Annotated in this window: 9 protein-coding genes; 3 read left to right on the forward strand and 6 right to left on the reverse strand. The window is 55.0% G+C overall.

All coding sequences use genetic code 11. The annotated features are described in order from the left end of the window. Position 1: 1 nt before the first annotated feature. The 6 genes from F1381_RS02720 to F1381_RS02745 all read right to left on the reverse strand — a co-directional run bounded on the left by F1381_RS02720 (position 2) and on the right by F1381_RS02745 (position 11467). A complete protein-coding gene (locus tag F1381_RS02720) occupies positions 2 to 988 on the reverse strand; it encodes a Gfo/Idh/MocA family protein (protein WP_151733274.1) in 987 nt (328 codons plus the stop codon). Between the two features lie 235 nt (positions 989 to 1223). Beyond that, a complete protein-coding gene (gene thrC, locus F1381_RS02725) occupies positions 1224 to 2609 on the reverse strand; it encodes a threonine synthase (RefSeq protein ID WP_151733275.1) in 1386 nt (461 codons plus the stop codon). A 588-nt stretch (positions 2610 to 3197) separates the two neighbouring features. Beyond that, entirely contained in the window at positions 3198 to 3692 is a 495-nt protein-coding gene (locus F1381_RS02730; protein WP_151733276.1) for a CYTH domain-containing protein, read from the reverse strand. Between the two features lie 1451 nt (positions 3693 to 5143). After that, on the reverse strand, positions 5144 to 5872 hold the full coding sequence (locus tag F1381_RS02735; RefSeq protein ID WP_246187880.1) for a hypothetical protein: 729 nt from the start codon (positions 5870 to 5872) through the stop codon (positions 5144 to 5146). A gap of 238 nt (positions 5873 to 6110) precedes the next feature. After that, positions 6111 to 8267 carry an alpha-galactosidase gene (locus tag F1381_RS02740; RefSeq protein WP_151733277.1) on the reverse strand — a complete coding sequence of 719 codons (2157 nt, stop codon included), beginning with the start codon at positions 8265 to 8267 and terminating at the stop codon, positions 6111 to 6113. 653 nt (positions 8268 to 8920) lie between these two features. After that, entirely contained in the window at positions 8921 to 11467 is a 2547-nt protein-coding gene (locus F1381_RS02745; RefSeq protein WP_151733278.1) for a beta-mannosidase, read from the reverse strand. 282 nt (positions 11468 to 11749) lie between these two features. Between F1381_RS02745 and F1381_RS02750 the strand changes: the two genes are divergently transcribed. From F1381_RS02750 to F1381_RS02760, 3 genes are all read left to right on the forward strand, one after another. Beyond that, positions 11750 to 13051, forward strand: coding sequence for an ABC transporter substrate-binding protein (locus F1381_RS02750; protein ID WP_246187881.1), 1302 nt, complete (start codon positions 11750 to 11752; stop codon positions 13049 to 13051). A gap of 137 nt (positions 13052 to 13188) precedes the next feature. Continuing rightward, positions 13189 to 14082: a carbohydrate ABC transporter permease gene (locus F1381_RS02755; RefSeq protein WP_151733329.1), complete on the forward strand. Its 894-nt coding sequence runs from the start codon at positions 13189 to 13191 to the stop codon at positions 14080 to 14082. Positions 14083 to 14084: 2 nt separating this feature from the next. Continuing rightward, entirely contained in the window at positions 14085 to 14918 is an 834-nt protein-coding gene (locus F1381_RS02760; RefSeq protein ID WP_151733280.1) for a carbohydrate ABC transporter permease, read from the forward strand. Positions 14919 to 14938: the final 20 nt, after the last annotated feature.

The following is a 14938-nucleotide window of genomic DNA, read 5'->3' on the forward strand; positions in this document are numbered from 1 at the left end:
CCTACAAATCCGCCGGATAACGCAGCCCGATCTGCGCCCGCGCTTCCTCCATCACTTCGGCCACCGCCAGCGAATTGGCATGGCTGTTGACCCTGCTCTCCCGCTCCCCGTTCTTCAGCAGAGTGATAAACTCCTTCGTCTCATAATACATCGACTCGTACACCTGCGGCAGGGTCAGCTCTTCAACCGCACCGTCGCGGTAATGAATCTTCACCTGATACGGCTGGTTGATCTTGTCGATCACCATCGTGGCGTTCTCGCCCTGAATTTCCGCCGGCAGATAGGAATCCGTAATCTTCGAGTACATCACGACGGCATCCATCTCCGGATATTTCATCACAATGCTGCCTTCGCCGTCCACGCCGGATGCAAGCATCACGCCTGTCGCTTTAACGGTATCGGGCTTGCCGAACAGCACGACCATCGGATACAGACAATATATGCCGAGGTCCATCAGCGAGCCATTGGAGAATTCCGGATTGAACGCGTTCAGCACCGTGCCCTGCCGGTAAGCGTCGTACCGCGAAGAATATTGACAATAGCCGGCAAAATACCGCCGTACCTGGCCCAGCTTGTACAGATTATCGCGGATCACGTCAAAATTGGGCGCAAATGTTGATTTCATCGCCTCCATCAGCAGCACCCCGCTCTGCTCCGCCGCTGCAATCATCGACTTCAGCTCCCGGCTGTTGGAAGCCGCCGGCTTCTCCACGAGCACGTGCTTACCATGGTTCATACAGACAATCGCCTGCTCGGCATGCATGGAATTCGGGCTGGCTATGTATACTGCATCGACATCTTCACTGGCAGCCATCGTTTCCAGATCGGTATAAATAGCGGCACCTGCATACTTGGCGGCGAAAGCCCGGCCCTTCTCCTCCGTACGCGAGTACACCGCCGTCAGAATAAACTCCTCATTCTCCAATCCCGCCTGAATAAAGCGGTCCGTAATCCAGTTAGTGCCTACAACCCCGAATCGAATGGTCATGTACAATCCCGTCCTTTTCTCGTCTCTGGCTAATATCTAAAAGCTATTTTCTCATTCCATGGCAGCTATGTCTACTTTTCGAAAGCAATTTGCCGACAAATTCCGCAATTTCATTTTGTGAAAAAAAGTGCAAATCATTCGTCCCGCCGCCTTAAAGCAAAGACGCCCCGTCCTCTTCCTGGTACGGAAGGAAACCGGGGCGCCTGGAGGCGGAACTGTTATTTTTTACATCACATTATCCAAAGAATGCCTCAAGCTCGCCGACAATTTGCTCCAAATGATTCTCCACCACCGTCATATGCTGTGGCAAGGAGAACAGCCGGGAGATCGGCTCAGGAAATTCCTGCTTAATGCCGGTCAGGGCAATCGCTTCATCGAATTTGGCCGGATGTGCGGTAGCGAACGTTACCGTTATTTCTTCCGGACCGCTGCAGGCCTCGTAAGCCGCAATGCCGCAGGCGGTGTGCGGATCGAGCAGATACCCGTAATCCTGCTCATACTTGCCGATAATGTCGAGGCACTGCTGATTCTTGACGCCAAGCGCACCAAAGTCCTGCTGCACCCGCTCCAGCAACCCGCCCTCCACGGTAATCTTGCCGTCCGTCTTCAGCAGCGACATATAGGCCGACAGCTTCACGGAATCTTCATCAAGCAGATAATACAGATAGCGCTCGAAGTTGCTGGCTACCTGGATATCCATCGATGGGCTGTGGGTGCCGACAAAGCTGCCCGGTTTATATTCGCCTGTAAGCACGAAGCGCTCCAGGATGTTGTTCTCATTGGTGGCGATGATCAGCTTGCCGATGGGCAGGCCCATCCGCTGCGCGAGGTAGCCGGAGAAAATATTGCCGAAATTCCCCGAAGGCACACTGATATTGACCTTCCCGGTGCCCGCCGGCAGCTGCAGGTAAGCATGGAAATAATAGACTGTCTGCGCCAGAATGCGCACGAAATTGATCGAGTTGATTGCCCGCAGATGATAGCGGCCCTTGAAGTCCAGATCCGCGAACAGCTCCTTGATCGCCTGCTGGCAATCGTCGAAGGTTCCGTTAACGGACAGATTGAGCACATTGGCGTCATCCACCGTCGTCATCTGCAGCTCCTGCACCTTGCTGACCTTCCCGTGCGGATGCAGAATACAGATCTTGATGCCCTCTTTGCCGCGCACGCCGGCAATCGCCGCTGCACCGGTATCTCCGGATGTGGCCCCGAGAATATGGATGATCTCGCCGCGCACCTTGGCAATGTAGGAATACAGCTCGCCCATAAACTGCAGGGCCACATCCTTAAACGCAAAGGTCGGGCCATGGAACAGCTCCAGCACGTAGAGCGAATCGTTCACCTTATGCAGCGGCGCAACTTCCGGCGCACGGAAATTGGCGTAGCTGGTGTTGACCATTTTTTTCAGATCTTCGTAGGGAATTTCATCGTTGGTATAATAGGAGAAAATCTCCAGAAACAGCTCCTGGAAGCTGAGCCCTCTCCACTCCGCCAGCGTCTCCGCCGAAATCTGCGGAATCTGCACCGGCACCATCAGCCCGCCGTCATTGGCCAGACCCATCAGTACCGTATCGATAAATCCCCGCGCTTCCACATTGCCTCTAGTGCTTATATATTCCATACCCTTCTCATCCTCCTGGCCCCTCTTGTATAACCTATATAGTAACACGTTTAAGCGTTAAAGTACGATACTTCCGTGTCAACTTTTGCAGAATTATCGGCGGTACGGCTGCCTCTCGTTGTTGTGTGATTCCCGGTACCAGTTGCTTCCGCCTCGCCGCTGTTTCAATGTTGCCCGGATCTGTTCTGTTCTGTTCGGCACGTTCCAGCCTTCATGCTTCCAGGTCCGTTGCCTGCTCACATCCTTGCTGCTTGTGGACACGCATCCTCCTGCTTGTGGTACGCATCCTCCTGCTTGGGGACACGCATCCTCCTGCTTGGGGACACGCATCCTCCTGCTTGGGGACACGCATCCTCCTGCTTGTGGCACGCATCCTCCTGCTTGGGGACACGCATCCTCCTGCTTGTGGTACGCATCCTCCTGCTTGTGGTACGCATCCTCCTGCTTGGGGACACGCATCCTCCTGCTTGTGGTACGCATCCTCCTGCTTGGGGCACGCATCCTCCTGCTTGGGGACACGCATCCTCCTGCTTGTGGTACGCATCCTCCTGCTTGGGGACACGCATCCTCCCTTCTTGCCGCTTACGCTTACTTCTTCTGCAGCTCTCTCCACACCGTCTTGTTGCTGTACTGCCGCTCCTCGCTGATATCCTTGCCGAACCACTCCGGCGCCTGGAAGCTCTCCGCTTCCTCCAGCGAATCGAATTCCACTTCAAGCACGGACAGCTCCAGTTGAGTGTAAATATCGATCTCCACGGTGATGCCGTTCCAGACTCCGGTTACCCGTGTTTTGACCAGAGGTATGGCTTTGGCTATCTCGATCACCTGGTTGTAAATCCCTGCCGAAATGCCATATTCGATCTCCTGGCGGCTGATCCCTTTGCCATCCTTGAAGGTATGCGTATACGTTACTTCACCGCTGTCCAGGTCAGTAACCTTGCGGACCCGCAGCTCCTGCCCGTCCTCAATGGCCAGATACGTCTGGTCGATGCTGTGCCGAGTGAGTACCTTCAGCTCTCCTGCATCAATCAACGCCTCCGGATACTCCGGCAACAAAAATTTAAGTTCGATCTCCATGCCCATGCTGCATCTCTCCTCTGTAGGCTACCGCTTGTGTTACATATTAATAATCATCATAGGGGCGGGCGTTACTCAAGTCAATGTATTCGATTTTTCGAATACATTGGACCCGGTTACCCTCTACGTAGCACATTGTATTCGATTTTTCGCATACATTTGGCCCGTTCACCCTCCACGCGGCACATTGTATTCGATTTTTCGAATACATTTGGCCCGTTCACCCTCCACGCAGCACATTGTATTCGATTTTTCGAATACATTTGGCCCGTCTGCCCCCAGCGCGGCACATTGTATTCGATTTTTTGCATACATTTGGCCCGTTCACCCTCCACGCGGCACATTGTATTCGATTTTTCGAATACATTTGGCCCGTTCACCCTCCACGCAGCACAATGTATTCGATTTTTCGCATACATTGGACCCGGTTACCCTCTACGCGGCACATTGTATTCGATTTTTCGCATACATTTGGCCCGTTCACCCTCCACGCAGCACATTGTATTCGATTTTTCGAATACATTGGGCCCGTCTGCCCCCTGCGCGGCACATTGTATTCGATTTTTCGAATACATTGGGCCCGTCTGCCCCCTGCGCAGCACAATGTATTCGATTTTTCGAATACATTGGGCCCGTCTGCCCCCTGCGCAGCACATTGTATTCGATTTTTCGAATACATTTGGCCCGTTCACCCTCCACGCAGCACATTGTATTCGATTTTTCGAATACATTGGGCCCGTCTGCCCCCTGCGCAGCACATTGTATTCGATTTTTCGAATACATTGGGCCCGTTCACCCTCCACGCAGCACATTGTATTCGATTTTTCGCATACATTGGGCCCGTTCACCCTCTACGCAGCACATTGTATTCGATTTTTCGAATACATTTGGCCCGTCTGCCCCCTGCGCGGCACATTGTATTCGATTTTTCGCATACATTGGACCCGTCTGCCCCCTGCGCGGCACAATGTATTCGATTTTTCGAATACATTGGACCCATCTGCCCCCTGCGCGGCACATTGTATTCGATTTTTCGCATACATTGGACCCGGTTACCCTCTACACAGCACATTGTATTAGATTTTTAGAATACATTGGGCCCGTCTGCCCCCTGCGCGGCACATTGTATTCGATTTTTCGAATATATTTGGCCCGTTCACCCTCCACGCGGCACATTGTATTCGATTTTTCGAATACATTGGACCCGGTTACCCTCTGCGCGGCACATTGTATTCGATTTTTCGAATACATTGGGCCCGTCTGCCCCCTGCGCGGCACATTGTATTCGATTTTTCGCATACATTGGACCCGTCTGCCCCCTGCGCGGCACATTGTATTCGATTTTTCGAATACATTGGACCCGGTTACCCTCTGCGCAGCACATTGTATTCGATTTTCAGCATACATTGGGCCTGGTCAGTCTCCAGCCTCCAACATGTATTCATTTCGCATTACTCTCAAACCAAATCCGGACTTTGGAGCGCACCTATGTATTCATAGTAATTAATCCGCTGAGAAATCCCTCTTGCCACCGGGCGGAATTTACCTTTATCAACCAGCATGCGGCAGTATTTTATGACTGTCACCGTATGCAGGTCTAATTCTCTCGCGGCATCAGCCGGGCGAAGAACACGCTGGTTCCGGACGGCTGCCCGCATCAAATCACGTTCGATTTTGGAATACCCTCTCTCAGTATCGGCCTTGGTTGAATGTTTCGCAGACAAATAAGGAGACAGGATGTTCCGCAGCGTTGAGAGGATAAACGACGGATTTTCTTTCAGTTCATCCAGTGAAATATAGAGCACTGTACAGTCCTGTGACTGTAGAAAAAGCCCGCGGTTCAGGTCCATCCTGTATTTGCTGCGGTCCGTGCCATGCGAGCCAAAGTCCATAATTTCAAATGCAATACGCGTAGCTCCAACCTCCCACAAAATATCAACAAAATAGGATCTGCCACGCCAATCCTTAACTTCATATTCCGGGTGCAATCCGTGAAAGTGTCCGGCAAGCGGCCACCATACCTGCTGGACAAATAACCGGTTACCGTAGCCGTGACCACGTTTAAGAGCATCGAGCCGTTCCCCCCTCCTTCTTCTAGCATGATAGCTTAACCATTGATCATGTTCTCTCTCGAAACTCATCTCTGCCGCCTCACTTTGCACCAAAATTGTCCTCTGATTGCACAAAACCCCGCCTCCTCCCGGACGGGAGAGGAGACGGGGCATTCTTTGCCGCGTTTGTTCATGTCTATATATAGTTTGCCACATGTTCATCAGCAAATACAATACGAATATGACTATTTATACCTCTCTACTTATCCCGCATGCATCTACGCATAAAAGCAGGGATAAGCGCCTCACCGCGCTTGTCCCTGCCCTGCATGTGCCATCCCGGAGGGCGGCACGCAACAACCCACAGCCCGGATCAATCCCGGGCCTTCAAATGGAAGCATCCGCTGACATAGTCGCGCTGGATGTCCGGCAGGCCCAGACCGGCCTGCATCAGCCGGTCGCCGCCGTACACCTCGCCGCTGTCCAGTACGGTGTAGTCCAGCTCCGGATTCAGCCCGCGCAGCGTCAGCACCCGGCGCGGCGGGTATGGCACAGCCATTACCCGGAAGTAGTAGACCAGCGCCTCGCGCTGATCGTCCGAGACGAACATCCAGGCCGTCTCGTTGCCCTCGAACGGGCTCTGCAGCCGGTACAGGTTGCCCTGCTGCACCAGGCCGCGGATCTGTTTGTAGTTCGCGACCTGCTCCTTCACCAGTTCCTTCTCTTCCTCGGTGAATTTCGTCAGGTCCAGCTCATAGCCGAAGTTGCCGGACATGGCTACGTCTCCGCGGAAGGAGAGCGGCGTCACGCGTCCGACCTGATGGTTCGGCACCGCCGAGACATGCGCGCCCATCGCGCTGACCGGATACACAAGGCTGGTGCCGTACTGGATCTTCAGGCGCTCGGCAGCATCCGTATCGTCGCTGGTCCACGTCTGCGGCATGTAGTAGAGCAGACCCGGATCGAAGCGGCCGCCGCCGCTGGAGCAGCTCTCAAACAGAATGTGCGGGAAGTCCGAAGTCAGACGGTCCACCAGGTCATACAGCCCCAGCACATAGCGGTGGGCCGTCTCGCCCTGGCGCTCCGGCGGCAGCTCGGCCGAGCCGATTTCGGTCAAGGCGCGGTTCATATCCCATTTGACGTAAGCGACCGGCACACTGGAGAAAATCTTGCTCAGCGCGCCGTACACATAATCGCGCACCTCGGCGCGGGTCAGGTCGAGCACCAGCTGCCAGCGGGCTTCGGTGCGGCGGCGGCCCGGCACATGCAGGCACCAGTCCGGATGCGCCCGGTACAGCTCACTGTCCGGCGAGATCATCTCCGGCTCGACCCACAGGCCGAACTTCAGGCCGAGGTCGTTGACGCGCTTCGCCACGTCGGCCAGGCCGCCCGGCAGCTTACGCAGGTCCTCGGTCCAGTCACCGAGCGAGGAATTGTCGGCATCGCGCTTGCCGAACCAGCCGTCGTCGAGCACGAACAGCTCGATGCCCAGCTTCGCGCCCTCGGCGGCGATGTCCACCAGCTTGTCAGCGTTGAAGTTGAAATACGTCGCTTCCCAGTTGTTGACGAGGATCGGCCGCTCTTTATCGCGGAACTGGCCGCGCACGAGGCGTGTACGGTACAGGCGGTGGTACGTCCGCGACATGCCGCCCAGGCCTTCGGCGGAATAGACCAGCACCGCTTCCGGCGTCTGGAACGACTCGCCGGCTTCGAGGCGCCAGGAGAAGTCGAAGGAGTTCAGCCCGATGCACAGCCGGGTCGTGCCGAAGCCATCCACTTCGGCCTCGGCTTCGAAGCCGCCGCTGTACACCAGCGAGAAGCCGTAGGCTTCGCCGTGGTTCTCATCCGTATCCGGCGTCACCAGCGCGGCGAACGGATTATGCTGATGGCTGCTCATGCCGCGGCGGGACGAGAGCGCCGTCGCGCCCTGCTCCAGCCGTCGGCGGGTCAGGTTCGCTTCGCGCGACCAGCCGCCGGAGAGATAGATCAGGTCAAACTGGCCGTTCTCCGGGAAGTCGACCGAGGCGCTCAGCGCGCGCTGCAGTTCCAGCACACCCGCGCCGTCGTTGACGAACTCCACCGAACGGGCGATCACATCGCTGTCGCGGTACACGGTATAACGCAGAATGACATTCAGCGACGCGTAATCATCGCGCAGCAGCAGCTCCAGCGTATCCGCTTCTTCCGGAGACTCCACGTATACTGAAGGCAGCCCCGCCAATTGCGGCTTGCCCGGCGTTACCCGGTAGCCGGTGTAGCGCAGTTCGGTAATCCGCGTGCCGTCCTCCAGCTTCGCCTGGTAAGCAGGCACCCGGAAATCGCCGGTGCCGTATTGCGGATATTCCTGCGGCAGCCGGTCGAGCGCCGAATAGCCGTTCAGGTATGGCAGCCCGTCCAGATTGCTGTCGTGGCGCAGCTTTTTGCCCCAGTATGCATGTACCGGGTAGTTGTTCAATAACGTAATAATATAGCTCATGCCCTTGCTCTGCAGATGGAATAGTCCCTTGTCTTCCTGAATCCAAATCGCCATGCTTGATAGCAACCTTCTCTCTGAAAAATATAGTTAATGCAATACTAGCTTCTTAGCACATATATTTCCGGCGGCCGCCCTGGCCGGCAGATTTCTTGATTTATACAGTCAGTTAAGGTTCCTGCCTATTAGCTTTCCGTAGGAAAGCTAATAGGGGAAGCACGCCTGCCACCGTTGTAAGCTGCTGAATAGCTCAGCCATACTCAATCGCTCACTGCCATTAGTTCGATTTTCGCACACTATTTCAGCCATTATTACGGATTCCAGCCATCTAGCTGCTGAATAGCTCAGCCATACTCAATCGCTCACTGTCATTAGTTCGATTTTCGCACACTATTTCAGCCATTATTACGGATTCCAGCCATCTAATTGGATTATCGCCACTTAATTTGGTCGAAATTGATGAAATATCTAATTTTCACTCATATTAAGTGGCGGATATCCAATTAAGTCTGTGATTATCCTCGATATAGGTAGAATTAAGTAGCGATTTTCCAACTACAGTCTGCGAACAGGGGCAGCCTTACGTTCATCCTAACTATACAGAGCTGGCTTCCAGCGGATTCTACAGCAATTAGCGGTGTTCAACCATAACTTTACTGAAATCCCCTTCCTGCCGTATCCAGACTAAGCTTAAGTTCAGCTCTGCAGCTTTAACCTTCCACTATATAATCCGCCATAGAATGAACCTCAAGCCCCGTCGGTGCAGCCGGACGGAAATGCTCCTTCCCGCCGGTCCGCAGCCGGAACTCGACCGTCTTCGGCTCGCCGGGCAGCAGATCGAAGAAGTTGTCGCTGAAGCAGCCTTCCTCTTCTGCCGTCAGGTGTACGCCGCGGGCCAGCACATCCGTGCTGACCGTGAAGCTGGCCCCGCCGCTGCCGGGAACTTCCGTCACTGTAAGGTTCGGCTGCTGCAGCACAATCTCCTTCGCCGGAGCGAAGAAATGCAGCTTCCCGTCCGGCTTCCGGCCTTTACACAGCAGCGACAAGGACAGCACCGTCTCGCCTGCAGCCCGGCCGTCCAGCAGCTCCGCCAGCGGCAGCGTCAGTACAATTGCCGCGGAATCGGCCGCAAGCGTCACCGCCCGGCGCTCTTCCTTCAGCAGCGCCCCGGCGAAGTCATGGAGCCGCAGCACCAGTTCGCCCTCCAGCGCTTCCTGCAGATCGGAGACCGCATGAACATGCAGATTCTCGCCGTCCGTATCGTCCACCGAGAGCAGCAGCTCGCCGAAGCTGCGGCGCACCGTATACTGCAGCGCCTTCCAGCGGCCGTAATAATCCATGCCCGCCCAGGAAGCGACCGGCCAGCAGTCGTTCATTTGCCAGTACAGCGTCCCCATGCAGAACGGCTTGTTTCTGCGGTGGCTCTCAATAGCCATCCGGATGGCTTCCGCCTGCAGAATCTGGCTCATATAGAGGAAGGCCTTGAAATCCTTCGGCTGCGGCAGGTACATATCCATGTATTCCTTGATCAGCTGGTTGCCCCGGCCGTTCTTCTGGTGGGCGAGCATCACTTCGGATTCCAGCTCCAGGTCCTGCTCGGTGGCGTAGCTCATCACCGATTTCAGCTCCGGGAACGACTGGAAGCCGTACTCGCTCATGAAGCGGCCGACCTTCACGTTATAGTTCTCGAACGGTTCAATTCCGTGCCAGACACCCCAGTAATGAATGTCGCCTTCGCCTGTAACCTGCGTGGAATGCTGGTGTTCATCCCCGGTCAAAGACCGGAGCGGCGAGGACGGCCAGTAAGCCATACCCGGATGATGGGCCGCTACTTCCTCAGGCAGGATGCGGTGGAACACCGCTTCATAATCCGCCCACAGCCGTGCGCGGAGGTCTGCGCTGTAATCCTTCTTCCAGCCCCAGCCCTTATCCTCCTGATAATGCGCCCAGGCGGAATCGATCTCATTGTTGCCGCACCACAAGGCAAGACTCGGATGATTGCGCAGCCGGCGGATATTATAGGCCGCTTCCTCCCGCACGCTCTCAAGGAAAGCTTCGTCGCCGGGATACATGCTGCAGGCGAACATGAAGTCCTGCCACACGAGCAGCCCGTGCTCGTCGCACAGCCGGTAGAACGTCTCTTCCTCATAGAAGCCGCCGCCCCATACCCGCAGCATATTCATATGAGACTCCACAGCGCTAATAATCTCGTGCCGGTAACGCTCTTCGTCCACTTCCGGAATAAAGCTGTCGTTCGGAATATGATTGGCGCCCTTGGCGAACACCTTCACCCCGTTCAGCTCAAAATAAAACGATGCCCCCCGCTCATCCGGCTCGGTAATCAGCTTGATTTCCCGCAGTCCGGTTGTGACCTCCTGCGCGGATAACACAGAGCCGTCCGTGAGCAGCTCCGCCCGGAACTTCGTCAGCTCAGGCTGGCCCAGGCCGTTGCACCACCACAGGCGCGGACGGTCGATGACCGCCTCCACCTCAAGCGTATGCTTTCCGGCCTCCACCTTAACCTCCTGCTGCCACTCTTGTCCGTCCGCCGAAATCTTCAGCGTCCCTTTCCAGGCCGTCGGAGCGTCCACTTCCACAACCGCTGTCAGCCGGGCTTCCGCTTCGCTTATCTTGTCTTGCCGGATATACAGATCGCCAATATTCGCCCCGTTCATCCCGGTAAGCGACGCTTCCCGCCAGATGCCGCTGGTTACGAAGCGCGGACCCCAGTCCCAGCCGTAATGGTACGGCGCCTTGCGCGCAAATACGCTGATCTGCTGACCGTCCAGCCCGCCAAGCTCCGACTGGTCGTTAGGCGCAGGCAGCGCGTAGCCCAGCGCTTTGAGCTTCGGCAAGTCTTCCTTCACCGGCGAGCGGAAGCGGACCCGGATTTCATTCTCCCCGGTCCGCAGCAGCTCCTTGGCAGGAACCGTCCAGGCTCGGAACATATTGTCCGCCGAAAGCGCATGCACTTGATTAATGTAGACATCAGCATACGTGTCCAGTCCGGCAAAATCCAGCAAGACCCTCTCATACGACTGCCATTCTTCCTCTAAATGAAGAGCTGTACGGTATTCCCAGTCCTTCTTGTCGATCCATTGCAGCCCGTGTTCATGGGTGCCGTAGAACGGCTGCTCAATAAGCCCATTGCGCAGCAAATCGGTATGTACCGTACCCGGCACTGCCGCCGGCAGCCAATTCTCGTCGCCGCAGGCTCTAAATTCCCAATCCTTCAGAATCAATCGTTTCTGTACCATGTATCCTCCCAGCCTCTGCCCACCCGGCGTATTGTTCCATCAGCTTACCTTATTATTCCGGTTCCATCATTGTAATTTGTTATATTATTGTTAGTCTCCAGCTCATTATAAGCCCTGAAAGAGAACAAATAAAGACAATAAATAATAAACCAATACATTTATCACCTTTGTAAAAAGGGCTATAATAAATCATGTAAACGTTACCATTTTTCAGAAAAAGGGGACGATCTAGTGAAAAACAAGTTATTTTCGTTAGGTTTTGTTATTATGACAGCCTCTGCTATGACACTTTCCGGCTGCGGATCGGACAATAACAACGGCAATAATTCGAGCGCCGCTACGGATGAGCCTGCGGCCACATCATCGCCTGCCGCTTCAGCGGGAACCAACAGCGAAGCTGCCGAGCCGGCTGCCGGCGGAGCCTCCGAGCTCAGCGGCAAAATCACCTTCCTCACCAACCGCACCGACATGATCGGCAAAGAGTACGACGATTATTTAAAGCGCTTTAACGAGAAATACCCGAATGTCACCGTGGAGTTCGAAGCCTCGCAGACCGACTACAACCAGCAGGCCAAAGTCCGGATGGCCAGCGGAGAGCTGCCTGACGTGATGTTCGTTCCGACGATTCCGAACTCGGACCTGCCGAAATATTTTGCCCCGCTTGACGATCTGGGCCTGAATGACCAGCTGACCTTCAAAGATTTCAAGTCCTTCGACGGCCAGCTGTACGGCATTACGACCGGCAACTCCACCACAGGCATCGTCTACAACAAGAAAGCGTTCGCCGACGCCGGCATCACCGAAATCCCCAAGACCTGGGATGAATTCCTCGCCGCCTGCGAGAAGCTGAAGGCAAACGGCGTTATTCCGCTGGCCTCCAACTTCAAGGACAAATGGCCGCTGAACGACTGGGTCTACTCGGTGCCGCGCATCATCGAGAACAATCCCGACTTCCCGAACGAGAAGCTGAACTCCGACACGCCGTTTACGATGGACAACGGTTACGGCAAATCGCTCAGCCTGCTGCGTGAGCTCAATGAGAAGGGCTATCTGGAGAAAGACATTAACTCCACCAACTGGGAACAATCAAAGAAGGATATCGCCTCCGGCAAGTTCGCCATGTACTATCTCGGCAACTGGGTTATCAACCAGGTAATCGGTGCGGGCACGACCTCGGATAATGTAGGCTTTTTCCCGCTGCCTTATGATAACTCCGGCACTCTTACCGCTCCGCTCAGCCCGGACTTCTTCTATGCGGTCGCCAAGAACAGCAAGAACGTCGATGCCGCCAAAGCCTTTGTGAAATGGATGATCGAGGATTCCGGTTATGAGGATTTCGCCGGCTTCATCTCGCCGCTGAAGGGCAAGGAGTCGAACCTGCCGCAGCTGAAGGAATTCCAGGCTACCGGTGTGGTCCTGCAGGAAGGTACCGTGGATGATGCCAAGGTAACGGAAATTACCAACAAAGCGCAGCTCGATCTGCCGGCGATGGCGCAGGAATTCGTGCTTGCCAAGGACCCGCAGACCGTGTTCGATAAATGGAATAAAGCCTGGGCCAAAGCGAAGAAGGATCTCGGCTATTGATCTGACGGAGCTGTCCCTGGCCCAAGTCCTCCCTCCCTGAGCTTCCAAGCCGGGGCCGTGCAAAATGGATTATCGCCTTCTCCGGATAATCCATTTTGTCGTCAATATCCAGTTTGTAAGGAAAGAAGGTTATGCCTGTGTTCGGAACACTCTCCTACGGCAAACAGAAGACGATCATCATTGTGTCCTTTCTGCTGATTCCGCTGCTGCTGCTGGCTGTATTCACCTACTATCCGGCCATCAAGCTTGTCTATTACAGCTTTACCAACTGGGATGGCTACAGTCCCGAGAAGCCTTGGGTGGGCCTGGACAATTACCGCGAGGTATTCGGCAATCCGGATATTTTTAAAGTGTTCACCCATAACTTCGCTTACTTCGCCATGGGCATTGTCCAGAACATCGTCGCCATCTATTTCGCCGTTGTGCTGAACAGCCGGCTGCGCGGCAAGAACGCCTTCCGCATGCTGCTCTTCCTGCCCTACATTATGAACGGGGTCGCCGTCGCCTTCATGTTCGGCTATGTATTCGACACTACCAACGGCTCGCTCAATGTGTTCCTGAACTCCATCGGACTTACCGGGCTAGGGCAGACCAGCTGGCTCGGCACCGAAGGGCTGGTGAACTACTCGCTGGCTTCCACCGGCTTCTGGCGGTTCATGGGCTACAACATGGTCATTTATATCGCCTCGCTGCAGGCCATTCCGCGCGATATGTATGAAGCGGCCACCATCGACGGCGCCGGTCCGCTGCAGACCCTGTGGCGCATTACGCTGCCGAACATGAAGCCGGTCATCCAGCTCAACCTGTTCCTGACCGTAACCGGTGCGCTTGAGGTCTTCGACCTTCCGTTCGTGCTCACCAAGGGCGGTCCTGCCGGGGCCAGCCAGACGTACGTGCAGCGCGTGGTAGATACGGCATTCGCCTTTAATAACTACGGACTCGCTTCGGCGATGAGCATCATCCTGCTCTTTTTTGTAGTCATCGTGCTGCTGCTGCAGCAATTTGTGCTAAGCCGGGGAGGGAACAACTGACGATGGGCGCATACAAATTCGGCGTAAAAGATATCATCAAGTACATCACGCTGCTGATCGGCGTGTTTGTTGTCCTGTTTCCCCCTTATGTGGTTATTGTGAATGCCTTTAAATCGACGGATGAATTTAACCGCAGCAATTCCCTGGCCCTGCCGGACAGCTTTCTGAACTTCGACAACTTCGTAACGGTGTTCCAGCGCGGTGGACTCATCAGCGGCTTCGGCAACGTCCTGATCATTATCATCATTACATTGACCCTGAACATTCTGTTTGGCACAATGGTGGCATACGTACTGGGGCGGTTCTCCTTCAAGCTGAAGCCGCTGGTGTTCGGCGCTTACCTCGTCGCTACGGTCATTCCGAGCATCACGACCCAGGTGGCCACCTTCGGCATCATCAAGAATCTCGGTCTTTACAACACGCTGGGCGCACCTATCGTGCTGTATATCGGGGCGGATGTCATCCAGATCATTCTGTATTTACAGTTTATCCGCAACATTCCCGTCGATCTCGACGAGAATGCCATGGTGGAGGGCGCGTCCCTGTTCAAAATCTACCGTTCTATCATCTTCCCGCTGCTGACGCCGGCCACGGCGACGCTGGTGATTCTGAAGACGATCAGCATCTACAATGATATGTATATCCCTTATCTCTACATGCCGAAGCAAAGCCTTGGCGTCGTCACGACGGTACTCATGCGGTTTCAGGGCGTCAACACCGCCGACTGGAACCTGATTTGCGCCGCCATTCTGCTCATTCTGCTGCCTACGGTCATTCTGTACTTTTTCCTGCAGCGGTACATTTTTGAAGGCGTAGCCAGCGGAGCGGTAAAGTAGGGAACCCTGGGGAAAGGAAT

This window comes from Paenibacillus tengchongensis (assembly GCF_008973665.1).
Lineage (GTDB): Bacteria > Bacillota > Bacilli > Paenibacillales > Paenibacillaceae > Paenibacillus_AQ > Paenibacillus_AQ tengchongensis.

Coding starts and splice junctions, on each gene's coding strand:
- F1381_RS02720 (WP_151733274.1), bottom strand. CDS start 988: ATGACCATTCGATTCGGGGTTGTAGGCACTAACTGGATTACGGACCGC.
- thrC (WP_151733275.1), bottom strand. CDS start 2,609: ATGGAATATATAAGCACTAGAGGCAATGTGGAAGCGCGGGGATTTATC.
- F1381_RS02730 (WP_151733276.1), bottom strand. CDS start 3,692: ATGGGCATGGAGATCGAACTTAAATTTTTGTTGCCGGAGTATCCGGAG.
- F1381_RS02740 (WP_151733277.1), bottom strand. CDS start 8,267: ATGGCGATTTGGATTCAGGAAGACAAGGGACTATTCCATCTGCAGAGC.
- F1381_RS02745 (WP_151733278.1), bottom strand. CDS start 11,467: ATGGTACAGAAACGATTGATTCTGAAGGATTGGGAATTTAGAGCCTGC.
- F1381_RS02750 (WP_246187881.1), top strand. CDS start 11,750: ATGACACTTTCCGGCTGCGGATCGGACAATAACAACGGCAATAATTCG.
- F1381_RS02760 (WP_151733280.1), top strand. CDS start 14,085: ATGGGCGCATACAAATTCGGCGTAAAAGATATCATCAAGTACATCACG.